This is a genomic window from Synechococcus sp. A15-24 (assembly GCF_014280195.1).
GTDB lineage: Bacteria > Cyanobacteriota > Cyanobacteriia > PCC-6307 > Cyanobiaceae > Parasynechococcus.
Window position 1 is genome coordinate 871202 of sequence record NZ_CP047960.1, and the last position, 20693, is coordinate 891894.

Below are 20693 nucleotides of genomic sequence, written 5' to 3' on the forward strand. Positions count from 1 at the left end.
CTAGCTGACATTGATCAGTGGCTTCGCCAGGGTCAGCAGCGCGTACAGCACGGCCGGGGTGAACAGGTAGCTATCAATGCGATCAAGGATTCCTCCATGGCCTGGCAGCACGTCACCGGAGTCTTTCAGTCCGGCATCGCGTTTCATCATCGATTCAGTCAGATCTCCCACCAGGGCAATCAGGGCCACCAGTGCGCCGACGGCCACCCCTGGCAATCCCCCAAGCGGCCATCCCATCACTCGCGCGCAGAGCAGGCCGACGGCCATGGCGCATCCGAATCCCCCGAGGGCACCTTCCACTGTTTTGGACGGCGAGATCGGGGACAAGGGCGTCCTGCCGTAGCGCTTGCCGAATGCCCATGAACCGATATCGCTCGCCACGATCATAAGGCAGGCCGAGAGGGTGATGGCCAGACCGCTGCTGCAAAGCCAGGCTGTTCCTGGAGCCAGGGCCGGATCGGAGAGGTTGCGCAGGGCCAGCCAGTGGCTGGGCAGAAACCCCAGATAAAACAGCCCGAAAATCGATGCGGCGATGTCGGCAATCGATCCGGTAACCGGCTGCAGCAGCAACCAGGCACAGATGGCGGCACCGGCCAGGGGCAGCACCGCCCCCGACAGCGCCTCGGGCCATCCGCTTTGAACCGCTGCCCACTGGGTGGTGAGCAGCAGTAGCTGACAGGCCACCAGCGTTGTTTTGGTGGCCGGGCGGATTCCTTTGAACTGAGCCATGCGGAAGAACTCCAGCAGACCCAGATGCACGATCACGCCGACGCCGAGGGTGAGCCACCAGCCCCCCAGCAGAACCACCACTGCGCCGAAGCCGCCGATGGCGATGCCACTGCGCAATCGTTTGCGCAGGCTGTTGGCGGCTCGCAATGACGGGTTGGAGGAAGACAAGACCTCGCTAATCACACTGGCTGGAGGACCTGCAGGCTCAGGCTAGACAATGGCCTCAGGGGAGGATCTCGAGGCGCACGGGGACTTCGCCGGCCCGCATCATCCGCAGCTCACTCGCCGCGCCATGGGCCAGGTCGATCACCCGGTGATCCCGGAACGGTCCTCGGTCATTGATCCGCACCACCACGCTGCGGTTGTTGTCGAGGTTGGTGACGCGCACCCGGGTGCCGAAGGGCAGGGTCCGGTGCGCTGCGGTGAAGGTGCCTTTGCGCAGTCGTTCACCACTGGCTGTCTGGCGGCCATAGAAGCCGGGGCCGTACCAACTGGCAGCACCGTTCACCACCCGCAGCAGCCGAGGCGTCGCCCTTGGTTGTTGGGGGGATGGGGCCCACTCCTCGTCGTGAACGTCCTCAACAGCGAACTCCTCTGCGCTGGGGCTGCCCCAGGCCTGAGCAGGCGTCAGCAACAGGATCAGAGCCAGGGGAAGCATGCCAAGTCCGTGGCTGGACCGATTCAAGCGATCTCGGTCAGCACGGCAAGGCGTGATGGGATCTGATCACCCCAGAGCTGCCGTTGCTCCAGCAGCCATTGCAGCCGTGCTCCATCCAGCCGTTCCCCTGGCACTAACAAGGGAATGCCGGGGGGGTAAGGACAGAGCAGATCGGCAGCAATCGTTCCCTCCGCCTGTTCCAGGGCGCAGAGGCGGCGGGGTGCCCGCCAGGCTTCAGCGAGGGGGACCTCCGGTTGCGCCACCAGCGGTAGTGGGGGTGGAAGCAGGGGCGGCTGAGGAGCGCGGCCGGGATGGGCGTTCAGCAGTTGCTTCCAGGCACGGCGCAAGGTCCGGCGTAGGCCTCGCTGGTAGGCAAGTCCCAGGCAGAAGGTGAGTGTTGCCGGCTCCGGCAGCTCCGCCACCAACCCCCGTGGCAGAAGCCAGTCGTCGGCGTCCAGGCCGCTGATGCCGGCACGGCCCGAGTGCAGCACCAGCCGCAGCGGGTCGTCGGTGGTCAGCAGCGGCAGGCCATCGCGGCGCAGCTGGTCCCGCAGTGTTCGGGCCTGTACCAGTCGTTGGCGCAGTTGCCGGCGACCAGCGCTGCTGCGCCAGTGGTGCAGCGCGGCTTCACAGGAGGCCAGAAGTAGTGCACTGGGGCTGGTGGTCTGCAGCCAGCCCAGGCTGCGCTGCAGCGCAGCGATGTCCACGCGCTCCCCCTGCTGCCAGAGCACGGCGGTCTGAGCCAGTCCCGTCGCTGACTTCTGCAGGGAATGCACCACCAGATCAGCCCCCCCCTGCAGCGCACTTGGGGGCAGCTCTGGATCCACGTCTGCAGCGAAATGACTGCCATGGGCCTCATCCACCAGCACGGGCCAGCCCCGCTGCTGCAGGCTTCGGATCAACGGTGCAGGGTCCAGCCCATAGCCCTGATAAGTGGGATGCACCAGCACTGCCGCGCTGATCGGTGGATGCTCCGCAGGAAGGGCCGCAAGAACGCTCTCGAGCCACGGTGCATCTGCGGGAGCAGGGTGGCCGCGGTCTGGCTGGTAGGGCAGATCGAACAGCAGTGGCGTGAGCTGGCCAAGCAGGCAGGCCTGAATCAGACAGCGGTGCGCATTGCGAGGCATCAACACCGCCTCCCCGGGGCGGCTGATGCCCAGCAGGGCCGCCTGCAGCAATCCTGTGGCTCCGTTGACGCCGTACCAGCAGCGGTTGACCCCCATCGCATCCGCTGCAGCACGTTGGCTGTCGGCCACGGCTCCGTCGTTCTCCAGTGGCCCCCCCAGCGCCGGTAGTTCCGGCAGGTCCCAGAGGCCGGCGGGTCGTTGCAGCAACCGCCGCATCGCCGGAGGGAGGGCTGAGCCCCGTCCATGGGCCGGCAGAAACAGCGGGCGACCGACGTCTCGATGCAACAGCGGCAGCAGGGCCATGGGATCCAGTGGGATCTCCTTAGAGTCTGGTGCTGTTCTGGGCGCTGGCGATGCGATACGACCCCGGCCGCGATCTACGCTGGCTGCTGCTGCGACCATGGATCGCCATTCCCCGCCTGATCCAGGTGTTGTGGTCCCTGGGGGGTCTCGTGCTGGTGCTGCTGCTGCAGGGGGGCAGCTCGGACTCAGCTGTGCAGCAACGGCTGGCCCGCCGCATCCTCAACACCCTCACCGGATTGGGGCCCTGTTTCATCAAGGTGGGGCAGGCCCTGTCCACTCGTCCTGACCTCGTCCGCCGGGACTGGCTTGAAGAGCTGACACGACTTCAGGACGACCTTCCCGCCTTCCCCCATGCCCTGGCACTGGAGCGCATTGAACAGGAGCTCGGTGCATCGGCCCATGAGCTGTTCGACGCGTTCCCGGATGCTCCGATCGCGGCCGCCAGCCTTGGACAGGTCTACAAAGCCCGTCTGGAAGGGAATGCCTGGGTTGCCGTGAAGGTACAGCGCCCCAACCTCACCTTCATCCTACGCCGCGATCTGGTGCTGATCCGTCTGCTGGGTGTCATCACAGCTCCGCTGCTGCCGCTCAATCTCGGTTTCGGTCTCGGCGACATCATCGATGAGTTCGGTCGCAGCCTGTTTGAAGAGATTGACTACGTCCAGGAAGCCGACAACGCCGAACGCTTCGCCAGCCTCTTCGCCGACAACGACGCGGTTTACGTTCCGCGGGTGGAGCGGATGCTCAGCTCCACCCGGGTGCTCACCACCACCTGGATCGATGGCGTCAAGATGCGCGACAGCGACGAGCTGCAGGCGCTGCAACTCGACCCTGCCGCACTGATTCGCACCGGGGTGATTTGCGGCCTGCAACAACTGCTGGAATTCGGGTACTTCCATGCCGACCCGCATCCCGGCAACCTCTTCGCACTGCAGGGCCGCAGCGGCGACCTGGGCCATGTCGGCTATGTCGACTTTGGAATGATGGATTCGATCAGCGACAGCGACCGGCTCACCCTCACCGGAGCCGTGGTGCATCTGATCAACCGCGACTTTGCCGGGTTGGCTGAGGATTTTCAGTCGCTCGGCTTCCTCAGCCCCAGCGCGGATCTCACCCCGATCGTGCCGGCCCTGGAGGAGGTGCTCGGCGGCAGCCTTGGGGACTCCGTCGGCTCGTTCAACTTCAAGGCGATCACCGATCGCTTTTCAGAGCTGATGTTCGACTATCCCTTCCGGGTCCCGGCACGCTTCGCTCTGATCATCCGGGCGGTGGTCAGTCAGGAGGGGCTGGCGCTGCGTTTGGATCCGAACTTCCGCATCATTGCTGTCGCCTATCCCTACGTGGCACGACGGCTGCTGGCGGGGGACACCCGTGAGATGCGCGACAAACTGCTGGAGGTGATCTTCGATGCGGACGGGCGTCTGTCCCTTGATCGGCTGGAAAACCTTCTTGCTGTGGTCGGTCAGGATGCACCAGCACCTGGAAAAGAACTGCTGCCCGTTGCTGGTGCAGGCCTGCGCTTGTTGCTCAGTCGCGATGGTGCCGATCTACGCAAACGACTGCTGCTCACCCTGATCCGCGATAACCGGTTGCACACCGATGACGTGCAGGCGCTGATGGGACTGATGGCCCGCACCTTCGGTCCAGCCCGGATTGCCGGTGGCCTGTTGCAACGCCTCAATCCTCTGGCGGCTGCCTGATCAGTTGCCGCTAGGGTCGCGACTTTCAAGCCATCTGAGGCGTCGATGCCCGAGGAAATCACCGCTGAACAGCTAGAGATGCTGTTGCAGATGGCCGTGCTGCCCCAGCCTCCTTACCTGATGGCTGGTGTGGGGCTGTTGATGGGTGTGTTGTGCGGGTTGACCTTTGGCCGTCAGGTGCAGGACAAGCTCGATGGCTGGAAGCAGGATCGTCTTCCGCTTCTGCCTCTGGCCACAGCGGAGATCAGCCTCAGCTTCACCGGCATCCTGATAGGGATCACCCTGTTCATCGGCTGCTGCCTGCAGATCTTCGGCTTCGCCGCCGGTGCGGCGCTCCTGGTGGCGTTGTTGCTGTCGCTGCTGACGGGTGGTGCTCTCTTCGCTCAGCTGGAGCGATTGATGCTGCAGGTGGAAAGCGGCAACTTCAAGGCCGTTGATTTCGACAACTTCGACGAGTTCTTCTGACCGGACGTTCTGGGTGAATGACTCGACCAAGGCCGTCCTGAGGGCCAGACTGCAGGAGTCTCGACACCTTCCGGCGTGACCACAATGCCCGCTGCCGTGGCCACCAGCAGATTGCTTGTAGTTGAGGATGACGACAGCATCCGTGAAACCGTTGGTGAAGCCCTCCGCGCCGAGGGTTACGACGTTCTCACCTGTGGCGACGGGGCCGAAGCCCTCAGCTTGCTCACCAATGAACCTGCGCAGCAGGTGGATCTGCTGGTTCTCGACCTGATGCTGCCCGGCCTGGGGGGGTTGGATCTCTGCCGTGAATTGCGGCGCTTCAACAACAACACCCCGATCCTGGTGATCAGTGCGCGGGACAGTGAAACGGATCGGGTGCTCGGTCTTGAGGTGGGGGCTGATGACTATCTGGTGAAGCCGTTCGGCCTCAGAGAGTTGGTGGCCCGCTGCCGGGCCCTGCTGCGGCGCGCTCAGCATGCCCCCTCGGTGCTTCCCGAGGTTTACAGCCACGCCAATCTCTGCCTTTACATCAATGAGTGCCGGGTCACCCGTGATGGAAACGACCTCAATCTCTCCCCCAAGGAGTACAAGATCCTGGAGCTGTTCCTTCAGCACCCGAAGCGGGTCTGGAGTCGCGATCAGCTGCTCGAAAAAATCTGGGGATTGGATTTTGTCGGTGACACCAAAACCGTGGACGTTCATATCCGCTGGTTGCGGGAGAAGATCGAGGAGCAACCCTCCTCACCTGAATTGATCCGCACGGTGCGCGGCTTCGGCTATCGCTTCGGCTGAGCAGCTGGTGCTTGTTTCCCTTCTGATCGGGTTCGGCGTCGGCGCCGCGACAATGTCGGTCATCCAGCGTCGACGGCTGCGGCGGGCGCGGATTGCTGAAGACGAGGACTGTCCCGGTTTTCCCCCAGGGGTGCTCAACGCCCCTCAACTGTTGGCCTGGATTGATGCCGCGACCCAGGGCTGGTTGATCCTGTCGCCGGATCTGTCCATCGCCTACATCAACGCCCGGGCCGAGCGGTTGCTGCACATATCCAGGAATCTCCTGGTGCGTGGCATGCCGATGGATCATGTGCTGTCGATTCCTCAGCTCGAAGAGGCGATCATCAGCACCCGCTATCAGCAACGGCCTCAACGCAGCGAGTGGGAGCAGTTGGGGGAGCCCCTGGAAGGCTTCGTGCTGCCGGGATCCGATGAATGGCTTCTGGTGCTGATTCAGAGCCGTCAATCACTGGAGGCACAGCAACAGCAGCAGGAGCGCTGGGTCAGCGATGTGGCCCACGAGCTCAAGACACCGCTGACGGCCCTGATGTTGGTCAGCGATCGGCTTGAGATGGCCGTGGACGGCGCTGACACCGTGCTGGTGCAGCGCCTGCAGCGCGAGCTGCGTCGGCTGCAGCTGATGGTGGAGGACCTGCTCGAGCTGTCTCGCCTTGAAAACAGCCTGCCCCAGGAGAGCAGCAGCTACACCGCCATCACCCTGGAAGATCTGGTGGACAGTGCCTGGACCAGCATTCGCCCTTTGGCGGAGGAACGCGAGGTGACGCTGGATCTGGATCGAACCGAAACAGGGCCGATGATGGGTGATCAGCGGCGCCTGCACCGGGCGGTGCTCAATCTGCTGGACAACGCCCTGCGGTATTCCCCTAAAGGTTCCAGCGTCGATGTCTCCATTGTTCCCAGTGGTGGCTGGTGGTTGCTCAGCATCCGCGATCACGGCCCCGGACTGAGCGACTCCGACCTTGGCGGCATGTTTCAGCGTTTCTACCGCGGTGATCCATCTCGGGCCCGATCCGCCCGCAGCGGCAGCGGCCTGGGCCTCGCGATCGTGCAACAGATTGCCGTGAATCACGGAGGCCGCGTTGAAGCGCGCAACCATCCGAATGGCGGAACCTGCATGGAATTGGTGCTGCCCAAGAGTCTGAGCGCGTGACCCGGCAGCGGCTGCAGAAACTGATCGCCGCAGCTGGACTGTGCTCGCGGCGGACCGCTGAAGCCTGGATCGAGGCAGGCCGGGTAAATGTGGACGGCCAGGTCGCAAGCCTTGGCGATCAGGCGGACCCTGACAGCCAGGTCATCCAGGTTGATGGCAGGCCGTTGTGTCCCCGTCGGGAGCCCACTGTGCTGCTGATCAACAAGCCACCTGGTGTGATCAGCACCTGCCGCGACCCCCGCGGGCGGTCCACGGTTCTGGATCTGCTGCCGCGGCAGCTGCGCCAGGGACTCCACCCGGTTGGGCGTCTGGATGCCGATAGCCGAGGCGCTCTCCTGTTGACGGACCAGGGTGAGCTGACGTTGCGGTTGACCCATCCCCGCTTTGACCATGCCAAGACCTATCGGGTCTGGGTGGACGGGACGCCGCTGAACACCAGCCTGCAGCGCTGGCGGCAAGGGGTCTCGCTGGACGGCACACGCACAAGATCGGCCGAGGTTCGCGTGCTGCAGCGTCGCTCCGAACGCACACTGCTCGAGGTTGTTCTGCTGGAGGGCCGCAACCGTCAGATTCGCCGGGTTGCGGACCTGCTGGGCCATCCGGTTCTCGATTTGCAGCGGGTGGCCATCGCCGGTCTGCGCCTGGGGCCGCTGCCGGAAGGTCGCTGGCGCCATCTGAGCAGGGGAGAATGGCAGCAATTGCTTGACCAGGGCGAGCCCAACGGACCATGCGCCTGACGTTCCAACGCCCCTGGCGGCGTCGCTCCCGTTCCTCCCAGGAGGTGGCTCCTGATGGGCTCACGCGCGAGGAACAGCTGCGTGAGCTGGGTCAGCTGCTGACGCAACGTCGTGAGGCTGAAGGGTTGACTTTGCGGGGGCTGGCCCAGGAGACCCGGATCACCACTCCGGTGATTGAGGCTCTCGAGCGCGGCTGGTCCGATCGCCTGCCGGAGCGTGCATACCTGGCGTCGATGCTGCCGCAGCTGGAGCGTCGGCTGGCGTTGACGCCGGGGGTGCTGCAGCCGGTTCTACCGCCTGCTGTGATCCGCCAGCGTCAGGTGAATCTGACGCAGCGCCGCTTCACGCTGGGCAGCATTGATGTATTCACCACCTGGCAGGGAGGTGTTGTTTATGCGGTGTTGATCGGCATCAGCCTGCTGATGATCAACCGGCAGCAGCAGAACCTCGCCCTGCGCAACAGCCAGAGTCTTGAGCCGGTGCGCGCTGACCTGAGCGGCCTGGATCAGGCCACATCTCTGCCCTCCAACGACCCTGATCTCAAAGCCCTGCGGCCGCTGGATCTGGCCCGCCAACGGCAGCCACTGGACTGGTTGAACGCTGCCGGTGGACCGCCACTGCCCCGCCCAGGCGTGCTCAGCCTCAAGTTGACGCAGCCGCGTCAGCTTCAATTGGCCAGCGGCGGCGGTGACCGACTGCAGCTGCAACTCGAGGCCGGCACGGCAACCCTGCAGTTGCTGGCACCAGTGCAGGTGGTGATCAAACCGCCGCCGGAGAAGGCTGATCAGTTGCTATGGAATGGTCAGGTTCTCACAGGCGACAAGAGCCGACCTGGCACCTACCGGGTCGAAGCCACCAGGGCGGCAGCTCCCGCTCCACTGCGGCCCCAGACAGCTCCCCGTTCTCCGTAACCCTTCAGGGCTCCATTCAGATCCTCGTCGAACCGCGGCAACCGCCAGCTCCAGTTGCCTTCGCTGGTCCCTGGAGTGTTGAAGCGGGCGCTGTCGTCCAGATGCAGCAGATCCTGCAGCGGAGCCATCACCAGTTCCGCTGGGGTGGCAAAGGCCATATCGAACAGATGCCAGGCCGGAGCCTCAACAGGCCCGTTGACCCGACTGGCGATGCGCTGCTTACTCGCATCATCGAGTTTGTTCCACCAGCCCAGAGTGGTGGGGTTATCATGGGTACCAGTGTAAACCACCCAGCTGCTGCCTTGGATGTTTTCGGGCAGATAGGGGTTGTCCTGCATGCCATCGAAGGCGAACTGCAGCACCTTCATCCCCGGCAGCCGGAAGCCATCCCTGAGGGCTTCCACATCGGGAGTGATCACCCCAAGGTCTTCAGCGATCAAGGGCAGGGCACCGCCACCATCCCGCTGCAGCTTGCTCAGCAGGGACCGACCGGGAGAAGGCTGCCAGCTGCCGTTCTGCGCTGTGGTGTCGCCGCCTGGCACGGCCCAGTAGCCGGCAAGGGCGCGGAAGTGGTCGAGCCGAAGCAGATCCGCCAATTGCCGCTGCCGGGCGATGCGATGCCTCCACCAACCGAAGCGGGTGAGTCGGTGACGGCCCCAGCGGTACACCGGGGATCCCCACAGCTGTCCCGTCTCGGAAAAGTAATCGGGGGGAACACCGCTTTGGGTGGTGAGTTCGCCGTTCTCCTTGATGGTGAACAGGGCGCGGTGGCTCCAGACATCGGCACTGTCGGCGCTCACATAAAAGGGCAGATCGCCGAAGACCAGCACCCCGCGCTCCTTTGCCAGCGTTCGGATGGCCTGCCATTGGCGGTCCAGGTGCCACTGGACCAACTTCACCTGCAGCAACGCCTCGCCGTGGCCGTCGCACCAGCGTTGAAGCGCTCTCTCCCGATGCGTCGCCAGGGGTGCGGGCCAGCTCCACCAGGCGTCCTGGTGTTGATCATGCAGAACGCTGTAACGGGCGTGGTCCTCCAGCCAGGCCTGTACTTCGCACCAGGAGCGGAAGGCTTCCTGGCGCTCCTGGTTCTGACTGGGCCAGCGGCTCAACAGGGCCGTGGCCAGCGCCTGACTGCGTTGGTTGGCCAGCGCAAAATCCACCCTGTCAACGCCTTCAGAGGCGGCGTCGGCGCCGGGGAGCGTTTCCTGGTCCTCGCCGCTGATGAACCCTTCCGCCGTCAGATCCGCTGCATCCAGCAGCCAGGGGTTCAGCGCAAAACAGGAAGGTGAGCTGTACGGGGAGCCGGTGGGATCCGGAGGTGCCAGCGGCAGGATCTGCCAGACCCCGATGTTGTTGTCCGCCAGTTGATGAACCCAGCGGCGGCAGGGTTCGCCGAAGCTGCCGCAGACCGGGCTGCCGGGGAGCGCGGTGGGATGGAGCAGAACCCCTGTGCTGCGAGGACGCGGTGCTGTGGGCTGATCCATCGGATCTCCGATCTCACCAAAAGGATGGCCGCTTCAGAACAAGGCGGCATCCCCCAGGTCCTGACACGCCATGCCATCGCGCACCACCCGTTCAAAGAACTGTTCGAGGGTGTCGTTTCCATAGGAGGGGGTGGCATCGGCGTCATAGCACTGATGCTCGGGATCCCACACCAACATGGACTCAGCGGCGTAGTACCGCCCGATGCGTCCGAATTCGGCGGTGTCCTGAAGTCCGGGGAACAGTCGGGACAGTCCCTCCAGCAGAGCGATTGGACCGTCCATCAGGGCAATGGGGACCGAGAGCATGCGCGGAGGGCGCCCCAAGGCGCGGAACAGCATTTCTCCCTGTTGTTTGGCGCTGAGGGCTGGCCCTGGCCCGCCGATGGGCAGCACCTGATTGCGTTTGTCCTCATCCCGCAGGCAATCGGCCATGAAGCGGGCCAGGTCGGCTTCGCTGATCGGTTTGCAGCTGGCCAGTTCGCCGCCTCCGAACATCACATAGGGCCCCCCTTTGCGACAGCTTTCCACCTGCCCACCCAGACTTTTGAAGAAGGCGGTGGGCCGAACAATCGAATGGGTCATCTCCCCATCGGCCTGCAGTTCCGCTTCAAAGGCCAGTTTCGCCTTCTGGAATTCCAGCAGCGGTTTCTGCACGCAGATCGCCGAGAGCAGCACGTAGTGGGCCACACCAGCCCGTCGTCCCTCCCGGTAGGTGTTGAGGGTGGCCTGGTGGTCAATCGCCCAGGAGTCTTTTCGGCCTCCGGTGCGGGACGCCAGACAGGAGACCACCACATCCGTGGGTTGGTTGAAGGCCTCGGCAGCAAGGGAGGCGGGGTCGGTGACGTCGCCAAAGCGGACCTCAGCGCCCTTGAGGTCGTTGATCACCTGCTCCTGGCTCTGGCGCCCCCCGATGCCACTGCGTTCGCGGGCAAAGGCGACCACCTGATAGCCCCGCTCCACCAGCTCGCGCACCACAAAGCGACCGATGTAGCCGGTGGCTCCGAACACCACCACCCGCACCTGTTCAGGCGGTCGGCTGCGGAAGTCATGACGCAGAGCCATGGTGCTCGGGACTGGACAACTGGGCGAAACTAGGCGCCGTAGCCCGCCTGGGGACGATGACGCCCACCCAACCGAAGCGGTTGATGCCCTGGTTGGGTCGTCATCCACTGCGGACCGTTCTGCGACTCGCCGCTGCTGTGGTGGGCCTTGGTGCCACCGGTTGGCTGCTCAGCACGGTTTGGCCAGAGCCAGACCAGGTGGCCCGAACGGAGTCTCTCCCCGCCGACAACCCCACCAATCTGGCGCCCTTGCCTCTGGGACCAGTGACGCTGTTGGTGGTGGGTATAGACGCGGATCAGACCAACGATCCCGTGAACAATGCGGCGCCGCGGGGACGGGCCAACGCCGATGCCGTGATGGTGGTGCAGGTCGACGCCCAACAGCCGCTGCGGGTGCTGCAGGTTCCGATCGAACTGGCCCTCCAGCTCCCCGGCCAGACGACGCCCATCAGGCTCGGTAGCCTCTGGCAAACAGGTGGTGTTGCCCTGCTGAGCGATGCGATCCGGGAACTGGTCGGTCTGCCGGCTGATCAACCGGACCGCTACGTGGTGGTTCCTCGGCGGGTGCTGCGCTCCCTCGTGGACGGCCTCGGGGATCTCGATGTGATCCTGAATGCCTCGTTCCAACGGACGGACAAGGCACAGAACTACACCGTCAATCTTCAGGCCGGCCGCCAGAGCCTCAACGGTGCTCAGGCTGAGCAGCTGGCGCGCTACCTCAAGGACCCTCTTGATGATCCCAACCGTCGCCTGCGGCAGCAGTCGCTGATCCGAGCCGTGGTGGAGCAGTTCAAAGGACCAGGGGTGATGGGCAAAATCCCTGGGTTGGTGGATGCAGCCGCCAGTGCTGTGGAGACCAACCTCTCCAAACCAGAGATGCTCAGCCTTGCGGCGGCTGTTCTGTCCAGTCCGTTGTCGGTGAAAGTTCAACAGCTGCCGTTGGCCAAGCGGGCCGGGAAGCAGGTGCTGCGTCAGATCAAGGCCGGTGAGCCCCAGCCCCTGTGGCCGCGGCTGTGATGCTGCGTCGGCTCAGCTCCTGCACCAGATGATCGAGGGCAAGTTCCCGTTCAGGAACGCCGGCTGCAGGAATCCAGCCCATCCAGGGCAGACCATCCCGTCGGCGTTGCAGTCGGTTCCACTGTGATCCGATCTGGACCAGTCCGATGAGAGGCGCACCGAGTTGATGGCAGAGAGCGGCATAGGCCGCGGCTGCGCCAGCAACGCCACCTCCGGCCTCGCCCGCCACCATCAGCAGAATCGGTTGGCGCCAGTCGGCCAGGGCGTCAAGCCAGCAGCCCCCCTCCGGTCGTTGTCGCGCCGCATCTCCGCAGAAACGGATTAAGCCTTGCTGAGCCGATGGTCTCGACAGCGTTTGCTGCGGCGATTCGCCTTCGCTGATGTGGCTCAGCTCCAGTCCCCAGCGTTCTGCCAGGGCTGTGCAGGCCTCGCGCATCAACAGCTCCGGCAGGGGGCCTGCACCCACCAACAGCGGAACACCTGTGGACATGGGGGTCCTGCTCACCACTACCATCGGATTACAGCAAACTTCGTCCCGCGGGCGCCGTGACCAGTTTTCTGACCGCAGCCCGCGCTGAACAGGAAAAGCTCACACCGGACACACGCCGGTTGCGCTTGTTCAGCGGCACCTCCAATCCTGGGCTGGCCAGGGAGATCGCCGCGTACCTCGGAGTTCCCGATGGCCCGCGGGTGTGCAAACGCTTCGCCGATGGCGAGCTCTATGTGCAGATCCAGGAGTCCATCCGGGGCTGCGATGTGTTTTTGATCCAGCCCACCTGCGCTCCGGTGAACGATCACCTGATGGAGCTGCTGATCATGGTGGATGCCTGCCGTCGGGCATCAGCACGCCAGATCACGGCAGTGGTGCCGTATTACGGCTATGCCCGCGCCGACCGCAAGACGGCGGGGCGTGAATCAATCACCGCCAAGCTCACCGCCAACCTGTTGGTGAAATCCGGTGTGGATCGGGTCCTGGCGATGGATCTGCACTCAGCTCAGATTCAGGGTTACTTCGACATCCCCTGTGATCACATCTATGGCTCACCGGTGCTGGTGGATTACCTCTCCACGCAGAACCTCGGCGACATTGTGGTGGTGTCACCGGATGTGGGCGGTGTGGCCCGGGCCAGGGCCTTTGCCAAACAGATGAACGATGCGCCGTTGGCGATCATCGACAAGCGCCGCACGGGCCACAATCTGGCCGAAAGCCTCACGGTGATCGGCGACGTCTCCGGCCGTACGGCGATCCTGATCGACGACATGATCGACACCGGTGGCACCATCTGCGCCGGGGCCAGGCTGCTGCGGCAGCAGGGGGCAAAACGGGTGATCGCCTCTGCCACCCATGCGGTTTTTTCACCCCCGGCCAGTGAACGCCTCTCGGCCGATGGACTGTTCGAGCAGGTGGTCGTGACCAACAGCATTCCGATCCAGCAGGAGCGAACCTTCCCTCAGCTTCAAGTGCTCTCCGTTGCCAACATGCTGGGCGAGGCCATCTGGCGCATACACGAGGAGAGTTCCGTCAGTTCGATGTTCCGTTAGAGCATCCGGCCTGGTTCTGGGGCTGCTGCTGGCGTCGCCGGCTCTGGCGGAGTCGCGGCTTGAGCGGCTGCTGCCGCGACGCACAACCATGGGGGTGTGGCTGACCAACAGCCCCAGCAAGCTTTACTACAGCCGTGAGCGGATCAGGGCTGCATTGGATCAACTGCAGCAGGCCGGGTTCAATCGCGTGGTGCCCAATGTATGGAGCCGCGGCACTACGTTTCACCAAAGCCGCTTCGCACCGGTTGAGCCATCGCTCGAGAAGGCAGGTGTGGAGGTGGATCCGATCTGCACGTTGGCGGAGGAGGGCCGCAAGCGAGGCATCAAGGTGATGCCCTGGTTTGAGTACGGCCTGATGGAACCGGCCGACGCCGCCGTTGTCCAAGAGCATCCCGAGTGGGTGTTGGCCAAAGCCGATGGTCAGCGCTGGATGGCGATGCATGGGGACCACCGCATGGCCTGGCTCAACCCGGCGCATCCGGAGGTGCGAGAACGGTTCATTGGCCTGGTCGTGGAGACGTTGAAGCGCTGTCCGATGGATGGTCTGCAGCTGGATGACCACTTCGCCTGGCCGGTGCAGTTCGGCTACGACCGTTACACCGTTGAGCTCTACCGGCAGCAGACCGGATCAGCACCCCCGCGTGACCACTCCAACCGGATGTGGATGAGCTGGCGTCGCCGTCAGCTCATGGCGTTGCTGCGGGACTTGCGGGAGCGATTGAAGCAGGAGGATCTTTCCACAACGATCAGCCTGTCGCCGGGACCGTTTCGGCAGGCCTACAACCTTTGGCTTCAGGACTGGGAACTGTGGGCGCTGGGGGAGTTGATCGACGAGTTGGTTGTGCAGAACTACGCCTATTCCGTGAACGGGTTTGCCCGCGATCTCGACCAACCGGCGTTGCGCAAGGCCCGCGACTGGCGGATCCCAACCCAGATCGGAATCCTGGCGGGGTTCGGACGACGCACCACGTCCATGGGCGATCTGGAGCAGAAGGTTCGCCTGGCCCGTGAACGCGGTTACGGCGTGATCTTCTTTTACTGGGAGGGCCTCTGGGGTCGGCATGTGCCGGAGACCAACCGCCAGCAACGCTTCGATTCCTTCCGGCTGCTGGGGTGTGAGGACTGAGCCTTGACGGAGATCGAGCTCAACCGACTGCGCGCCAAGTTGCGGCGCCTGGTTTTCACCGAGGAGGCGATTGATCGCACTTTGCGCCGATTTCAGAGGGATCTGGAGACCTTTGCGTCCGCCAGCCGGATCATCGAGGGCCTTGAGCGTGAGAAACCGGAACAGCAGGTGCTGCAAGCCCTGGCCTGTGGCCTGATCGCGGCTGTGTTGGGGGGGTGGTTCGCCACTGTTAGCTAGCTGATGCGTTGGTGCTGATGGCGATCAGGGGCGTTTGAACAGCAGCAACCCCACACAGAGCACGCCAATCAAAGGGCCAGGGGGGAGATCCGCAGCAACCGCGAGCATCATGCCGCCGCCACAGAGCAGCAGGCCTGTTCCTGCAGAGCGCAACATCAGCCCCCGCAAGCTCAGGCAGCGATCCACGTGCACCAGCACCGGAGCACAGAGCAGGGCGATCACCAGCACGATGCCCACAGCTGTGATGGCGCTGATCACCACGAGGGCAGTGATCACGATGGCAGTAAAACGAATTCTGGACACCGGCCTTTTGGCCGCGACGGCTCCATCGGGATCGACGCCGAGGAACACCAGATCTCTGTAAGACAGGCTCAGAAGCACCAGCAGCGCGACGGTTGCCACGGCGGTGCGAATCAGGTCTGCTTCGTTGGCGGCCAGAAGGTCGCCGAACAGCAGTGTTTCCAGATCAACCCGCGCCTGCAGCAAGGGCACCATCAGCACGCCAAGGGCGGTGAATCCGGCCAGAACAGTGTTCATGGCACCTTCTTCCCGGCCTTTGAAGCGTTGGTTGAGTTGTTCCGCCAACAGCGCCCCGAGCAGTCCGCTGATCAGGCCGCCGATGGTTGGATCGAGTTCGAAGGCCAGCGCGAGGATCAGGCCGGGCAAGACCGAATGGGCCATCAGATTGGCCAGCAGGATGCGCCGCTGGGTGATCAGCAGTGAGCCGGTCGCTGGGCAAATCAGCCCGATCAGCAGGGCCAGGATCAGCGGCGTCAGCCACCAGAGGTCGAGCTCAGCCACAGCAATGGCTCCCCATCAGGCAGGCCATGTCGTTGAGCTGGTCGCGCACCTCAGCGGGGGATCCCGCAGCAAGCACCTTGCGATCAAGAACGACGACACGGTCGTAGCTGTCGAGGGCGCTGCCCCAGTCGTGGCTGCTCACCAGAAGGGTCTGACCGGAGTTGGCCTGTTGGCGCAACACCCCGAGAAGGTGCTCACGGCTGGGGGGATCGATGGCACTGCAGGGTTCATCAAGCAACAGGACGTCGCTCTGCTGCATCAAGGCTCTGGCCAGCAGCACCCGTTGCTGTTGGCCGCCGGAGAGCTGATTGAGACGCCGCCCCCGCATCTCCCCCATTCCAACCCGCTCCAGCAGGGTCTCGGCCGTTGTTGTGCCCTGGCTGTTGTTTCGTCCCTGGCTGTTGGGTTGTCCAAGCCTGACCATATCCTTCACGGTGATGGGAAAGGTCCAGTCGATGGCTGCCCTCTGGGGCATCAGGCCAATGCTGCCGCCGCATTCAAAGGTTCCTCCCGAAGGTTGGAGGCGGCCATGCAACAGATGCAGAAGCGTTGATTTGCCAGCGCCATTGGGGCCCACCAGTGCCGTCAGCGTGCCGGGCTGGAGCTCCAGGTCGACACGCTCCAGTGTTGATTTTGGGCCGTGGCTATAGCTGAGATCCCTGGCTGCGAGATGCCCCTTGATGGACGAATGAGGTTCTGTCACAGCTGCGGTGGGTTCACTTCATCATGCGGTCGCGATTGGGTTGCGCCAACCCGTTGAACTGTAAAAATGATAATCATTCTCATTCGAGTGTCATGGCGCGTCCTGCGCTTTCGGTCAAGGGTCTGGCGGTCGCCCTGGGCATTGTCTCGGGTTGTTCAGTCTCGGCGCAGGCGGCCCAGCCAAGCGTTGTGGCTGTGGATGGAACCCTGTGTGACATCACCCGAACGGTGGTGGGAGCGGCGGCGAAGGTCACCTGCCTGATCCCGCCGGGTGGTGATCCCCACGGCTATCGCCTCAAGCCCAGCGACCGGAAGGCCATCGCAACGTCGGCAGCAGTGGTTCACATCGGCTTTGGTCTCACCCCTGCAGCCGATGAGATCACCAGTCCTGGGTCTGTCGTGGCCGTTGGCGAACAGGCATTGCCGAATTACACGGGAAGCGACCCCCATGTCTGGCATGACCCGGCCAACTCGGCCGCCATGGTGTCGGCACTGAGCTCTGCTCTGATTCCTGTCCTGCCCGCATCGGAAACAGAAGGTTTTAAAGAACGCGCGACGGTAGCCATTGCTGTGTTTAACGACCTCAGCCGTTGGGGAGCCATTCAGTTTGAAAAGCTGCCTCAACCGCAGCGGGTGATCGTCACCGATCACAAGACCTACAGCCACTTGGCCGATCGCTACGGGGTGGATGAAATTGCCATGCTTGATAGCTACACCACTGGGGGTGTGCTGCGTCCCTCCAGCCTGCGCAGGATCAGCAAGGAGATCAAAGCTTCAGGCGCAAAGGTGATTTTCACGCCGTCGATTCCTCCGAGCAAAACGCTGCGCAGGATCAGCAGATCAACCGGATTGCCAATTGCGCCCACACCACTAGTTGGTGAGGGAACAGCTGCCGGAGAAACAGCGATCTCCACGGCGACGATCAACATCTGCACGATGGTGCAAGGGCAGGGCGGGACCTGTGATAAGGCCTCTGCTGAGGCCCTGAATGATCGTTGGCAGGCCATTCGTTAATGCCTGCTTGACGTGCAGACGTCCAAGCATCCTCAATCTTTTCTCCTCTCCCTCAACATTTTCTCTCCCGTGTTCGTCTTCTCAACCAAGCCACGTCTCAGATTCCTGCTTTTAGCCCTGCTTCTGCTCCCTTGCACTGCAGCCCGGCCTGTCATGGCCCATGGATCCCATGGGGGAGGAGATGAGGAACTTGAGGCTGGTGAGTTTGATTTCACTCCTCTGATTACCATCGAAGGGCATGGTGGGTTTGAAACCAACTTGGATGATAACCCCAAGCATTACGCCATTGATGGATTGTTTGGTGGCGTGTTCCAGTGGGGCTTGGGCAACGGCGGAAGTCTCACGATTGAAGCCGCTGTGGGACCTTCAGTGGTGTGGGGTGAGGCTGAACATTTTTACGGGAAGGTGCATGTTGATGATGATCATGGCCATAGGGATGAGGACCATCACGACCACGACGAGCATGCTGATAATGACCACGACGAGCATGCTGAGGATGATCATCACGACCACGACGAGCATGCTGATAATGACCACGACGAGCATGCTGAGGATGATCATCATGAGCACGCAGAGCATGCCCACGATGAACACGGGCATGGTGATCCTGAGCTGAAACGAACGGACGTTCGTGGTTTCCTTAGTGTGCGCTATGCACCCAATGATCGCCTCAGCCTCACGGTGGATTGGATGCCCTATTACGTCACCGAGGATCAAGGTGACGATATCCAGGGTTTAAAGAATGAGTTAGGTGCTAAAGTGGTTTGGGCGCTTGGTGATGGTGACGTTGACTTCGCTTTGGGTGATGGTCTTGAGAGCATTCTCGAGGGCATTTTCCTCTCCGTGATGCACCGTCAGGGTTGGGAATCCGATGGCACCTGGATGGGCAACTACACCGATCCCCGCCTGGGCGTTGGCTTCAACATTGACCAGATCAATGTCATCATCGATGCCGGGCCTCGTTTCTACACACCTGGCAGCTATTCAGGTTTGAGTCAGCGGACTGACTTTGCCGGTGAAGTGGAAGTCTCTATCCCCGTTGGCGATGCCGTTCTGTTCGCCCATTGGAAGCCGACCTACAGCCCGGATGATGCTCCTGGCTGGGGTGAGGGATGGCAGCACCACCTCGGCACGGGGGTGACCTTCAGCTTCTGATCAGCCCGCCGGCAGCCAGCGGGCCTCCTTGATCGGTTCGTCCATCACTTCCCTCAATCGGAGAGTGTCGGCCTCAATCAGGGCGGCTCGCCCGCCCTTCAGATCGGGTTGGGTCAACGTCATCAACAGATCGTTGCCAACGGAGTTGTGCTCCACCCCTGTTCCTGGCCTCAGGGTCCAGGGGGCCAGATTTCGCCGTTGAAGGACTGTGCCTTCGCTGTTGAACTGCACCATTTCATGCTGGCTGCGTTGGCCCTGCCAGATCCCCAACACCGCCCAGATCCGATCGCCGGAGCCATTGCAGCTCACCGCCAGCACGGCCTGGTCTCCGAGGTGGAGTTGTCGCGGGGCCAGGCCAGGGATCACCAGTTCGATGGAGCGGCGGTAGTCCGGCCAATGGCGGATCAGCACCGCTCGGCCTGACGTGGCGCAGAAGGCCCCAAGCTCACGGCTGCCCGGCAGCACTTGGGGAGCCTTGCCGTTGTCCTTGAGCGGCTGGATGCTGATGCCGTCGTAGCCCGGCACCACCAGGCCGCCGCCGGCTGGCAGCAACTGCACCGGTCCGGAGGAGGGCAGCTCCAGCATCTGTCGCTCGCCATTGGCCAGCAGCAGCTCAAGGGTTTCACTGCCCGGTTTCAATCCGCCGGTCTGCACCAGCAGATCGCCATTGAGGTTGCTGCTGATGTGTCCAAACAGCAGATCGCCCTCACTCAGTGGTTCCAGAACGCCTTGGGCGGGTACTCCCAGCTGCTGTTTCGATAGGGCAATGTTGCGAGGGGTGAGCCGTTTGCGCCAGATCGTCTCCTTTCCATTGCCGTTACTGCTCACCATGGCGACACCGCTGCCGTTGCCGAGGGGAACCAGGCTCTGCAGTGAGGCCCAGACAGGGCTGAGGGGATGCCACTGGCCTTGCCGGTCCTGCAGCTGCAGCTGCTCACCGCCCTCCACATGCCGCGTCACCAGCAACCACGGGCGTGGATCCCACCATCGCGTCTGAGGCGTCATCGGTTGCATGCGCTGGTCACGGCCCGCCATCGTCAGTGCGATGGGGGCATCGATGGGCGTTATCCCTCCGAGGATCAACCGCAGTCGGTTGCCTTGGCCTAGCCAGCGATGGGGTAGTGCAGGGTCAAGGCTGCTTTCCGCCGCCAGGTTGTTGCGGTGCATCGCGCGGCTGAAGCTCAGGTCCACCGCCGCTCGGCCAGACTGCAGCGGCTGTGGTTCGACGCCAAGCAGCCGCGGGGCCCGTCGCAGCAGCAGCTGTTGCTGGAGGACCACGGTCGCAGCAGCCAACAGCAGCAGCAGCGTCAGCCTGCGCGTCATGGCTCCAGCGGTCGCTCGGGGCGGGGGATGGGCTTGATCACAGTCGGCACCACCACAGCGGTGGGTTCACCATTGCGCGGGGCGACCGTCATCCGGCCCTGAATCGCCAACCACTGGTTGGCTTTTGGTTCGGCATCTGCTGGCCAGGCCACCGCCAGTCCAGCTGGGGTGGCATCGGCCAGGCAACAGCGCACGGTGAGCCTGGCGATCAACGGCGGCCCCTCGGGTTGCCGCCACACGAAGCCGCTGATGTTGACGGGATTTCCGTCCACCAGCTGCGGGTCGGGCTGGCTGCGCAGCAGTCGCACCCATTCCGTGAGGCTGCGCTGCTCCGGCGGCAACACGAAGGCGAGCTCTGCTGGCTCCGGCAGACCCTGGGGGCGGTTGCTCGCCAGATCACTGAAGGAGGGGTTCGGGGGGATCAGCAACACCAGACAACCGAGTACTGCGCTGATCAGCCATGGCCAGCGCGTGGCCTCGCGGCGGCGGCGATGTCGGATCACCAGCAGGAGTCCTGCTGCGAGCAAAACGGCTCCAGAGGCACCGACCAGGCTGTGAAACACCCCACGCAGCAACAGATCCAGGTGGCCGCTCAGCACGCTCCAGATCACCATCCATCCCCACAGGATCAGCAGCAATCCGCGACTCATGCCATCCCC

At 63.4% G+C, this 20693-nt stretch carries 22 protein-coding genes; 12 read left to right on the top strand and 10 right to left on the bottom strand.

The annotated features are described in order from the left end of the window. From SynA1524_RS04690 to SynA1524_RS04700, 3 genes are read right to left on the bottom strand one after another with little or no spacing between them, the layout of a single operon-like run. Positions 1–912, bottom strand: a complete 912-nt coding sequence (locus SynA1524_RS04690) for a phosphatidate cytidylyltransferase (protein WP_186499160.1) — start codon at positions 910–912, stop codon at positions 1–3. Between the two features lie 40 nt (positions 913–952). Next, positions 953–1414 (bottom strand): septal ring lytic transglycosylase RlpA family protein, encoded by a 462-nt coding sequence (locus tag SynA1524_RS04695; protein ID WP_186499161.1) that lies wholly within the window; start codon positions 1412–1414, stop codon positions 953–955. Then, positions 1411–2817, bottom strand: a complete 1407-nt coding sequence (locus tag SynA1524_RS04700) for an Orn/Lys/Arg family decarboxylase (protein WP_186499162.1) — start codon at positions 2815–2817, stop codon at positions 1411–1413. Before SynA1524_RS04700 ends, SynA1524_RS04695 begins: the two co-directional genes overlap by 4 nt. Positions 2818–2867: 50 nt before the next feature. Between SynA1524_RS04700 and SynA1524_RS04705 the strand changes: the two genes are divergently transcribed. The 6 genes from SynA1524_RS04705 to SynA1524_RS04730 all read left to right on the top strand — a co-directional run bounded on the left by SynA1524_RS04705 (position 2868) and on the right by SynA1524_RS04730 (position 8572). Continuing rightward, the gene (locus tag SynA1524_RS04705; RefSeq protein WP_186499506.1) at positions 2868–4517 is read left to right on the top strand and encodes an ABC1 kinase family protein; all 1650 of its coding nucleotides are present in this window, start codon (positions 2868–2870) and stop codon (positions 4515–4517) included. Positions 4518–4562: 45 nt separating this feature from the next. Continuing rightward, a complete protein-coding gene (locus tag SynA1524_RS04710; protein WP_186482967.1) occupies positions 4563–4982 on the top strand; it encodes a hypothetical protein in 420 nt (139 codons plus the stop codon). Between the two features lie 84 nt (positions 4983–5066). Continuing rightward, the gene (locus SynA1524_RS04715; RefSeq protein ID WP_186499507.1) at positions 5067–5774 is read left to right on the top strand and encodes a response regulator transcription factor; all 708 of its coding nucleotides are present in this window, start codon (positions 5067–5069) and stop codon (positions 5772–5774) included. Between the two features lie 52 nt (positions 5775–5826). Continuing rightward, the gene (locus SynA1524_RS04720) at positions 5827–6924 is read left to right on the top strand and encodes a sensor histidine kinase (protein ID WP_186499508.1); all 1098 of its coding nucleotides are present in this window, start codon (positions 5827–5829) and stop codon (positions 6922–6924) included. Then, positions 6921–7661: a pseudouridine synthase gene (locus SynA1524_RS04725; protein ID WP_186499163.1), complete on the top strand. Its 741-nt coding sequence runs from the start codon at positions 6921–6923 to the stop codon at positions 7659–7661. Before SynA1524_RS04720 ends, SynA1524_RS04725 begins: the two co-directional genes overlap by 4 nt. Further along, the gene (locus SynA1524_RS04730; protein ID WP_186499164.1) at positions 7652–8572 is read left to right on the top strand and encodes a helix-turn-helix domain-containing protein; all 921 of its coding nucleotides are present in this window, start codon (positions 7652–7654) and stop codon (positions 8570–8572) included. Before SynA1524_RS04725 ends, SynA1524_RS04730 begins: the two co-directional genes overlap by 10 nt. Here the strand turns inward: SynA1524_RS04730 and malQ are convergent. Further along, positions 8500–10056 (bottom strand): 4-alpha-glucanotransferase, encoded by a 1557-nt coding sequence (gene malQ / locus SynA1524_RS04735; protein ID WP_186499165.1) that lies wholly within the window; start codon positions 10054–10056, stop codon positions 8500–8502. The two genes, SynA1524_RS04730 and malQ, sit on opposite strands and share 73 nt — an antisense overlap. Positions 10057–10089: 33 nt before the next feature. Further along, positions 10090–11118 (bottom strand): NAD(P)-dependent oxidoreductase, encoded by a 1029-nt coding sequence (locus tag SynA1524_RS04740; RefSeq protein WP_186499166.1) that lies wholly within the window; start codon positions 11116–11118, stop codon positions 10090–10092. A gap of 56 nt (positions 11119–11174) precedes the next feature. On the opposite strand from SynA1524_RS04740, the gene SynA1524_RS04745 reads away from it, so the two are divergent. Next, entirely contained in the window at positions 11175–12134 is a 960-nt protein-coding gene (locus tag SynA1524_RS04745; protein ID WP_186499167.1) for an LCP family protein, read from the top strand. Here the strand turns inward: SynA1524_RS04745 and SynA1524_RS04750 are convergent. Further along, positions 12094–12648, bottom strand: coding sequence for a hypothetical protein (locus SynA1524_RS04750; protein ID WP_502707907.1), 555 nt, complete (start codon positions 12646–12648; stop codon positions 12094–12096). The genes SynA1524_RS04745 and SynA1524_RS04750 overlap by 41 nt on opposite strands. A 32-nt stretch (positions 12649–12680) precedes the next feature. Between SynA1524_RS04750 and SynA1524_RS04755 the strand changes: the two genes are divergently transcribed. The 3 genes from SynA1524_RS04755 (at position 12681) to SynA1524_RS04765 (ending at position 15039) form a co-directional block, all read left to right on the top strand. Next, positions 12681–13676: a ribose-phosphate pyrophosphokinase gene (locus tag SynA1524_RS04755; protein WP_186499169.1), complete on the top strand. Its 996-nt coding sequence runs from the start codon at positions 12681–12683 to the stop codon at positions 13674–13676. Positions 13677–13764: 88 nt separating this feature from the next. Then, entirely contained in the window at positions 13765–14802 is a 1038-nt protein-coding gene (locus tag SynA1524_RS04760; protein ID WP_502707908.1) for a glycoside hydrolase family 10-like protein, read from the top strand. Between the two features lie 3 nt (positions 14803–14805). Continuing rightward, positions 14806–15039 carry a hypothetical protein gene (locus tag SynA1524_RS04765; RefSeq protein ID WP_186499170.1) on the top strand — a complete coding sequence of 78 codons (234 nt, stop codon included), beginning with the start codon at positions 14806–14808 and terminating at the stop codon, positions 15037–15039. A gap of 24 nt (positions 15040–15063) precedes the next feature. Here the strand turns inward: SynA1524_RS04765 and SynA1524_RS04770 are convergent, their stop codons facing one another. Further along, a complete protein-coding gene (locus SynA1524_RS04770) occupies positions 15064–15840 on the bottom strand; it encodes a metal ABC transporter permease (protein WP_186499171.1) in 777 nt (258 codons plus the stop codon). After that, on the bottom strand, positions 15833–16543 hold the full coding sequence (locus tag SynA1524_RS04775; RefSeq protein WP_186499172.1) for a metal ABC transporter ATP-binding protein: 711 nt from the start codon (positions 16541–16543) through the stop codon (positions 15833–15835). Before SynA1524_RS04775 ends, SynA1524_RS04770 begins: the two co-directional genes overlap by 8 nt. Positions 16544–16635: 92 nt before the next feature. Here SynA1524_RS04775 and SynA1524_RS04780 point away from each other — a divergent pair, with 92 nt between their 5' ends. Beyond that, positions 16636–17556, top strand: coding sequence for a metal ABC transporter solute-binding protein, Zn/Mn family (locus SynA1524_RS04780; RefSeq protein ID WP_286188690.1), 921 nt, complete (start codon positions 16636–16638; stop codon positions 17554–17556). 153 nt (positions 17557–17709) lie between these two features. Then, on the top strand, positions 17710–18711 hold the full coding sequence (locus SynA1524_RS04785) for a hypothetical protein (protein WP_286188691.1): 1002 nt from the start codon (positions 17710–17712) through the stop codon (positions 18709–18711). Here SynA1524_RS04785 and SynA1524_RS04790 read toward each other — a convergent pair whose 3' ends face one another. Continuing rightward, a complete protein-coding gene (locus tag SynA1524_RS04790) occupies positions 18712–20034 on the bottom strand; it encodes a hypothetical protein (RefSeq protein ID WP_186499174.1) in 1323 nt (440 codons plus the stop codon). Continuing rightward, complete coding sequence (locus SynA1524_RS04795; protein ID WP_186499175.1) at positions 20031–20684, bottom strand: TIGR03943 family putative permease subunit; 654 nt, start codon at positions 20682–20684, stop codon at positions 20031–20033. The genes SynA1524_RS04790 and SynA1524_RS04795 overlap by 4 nt, the downstream gene beginning before the upstream one ends. Positions 20685–20693 lie beyond the last annotated feature (9 nt).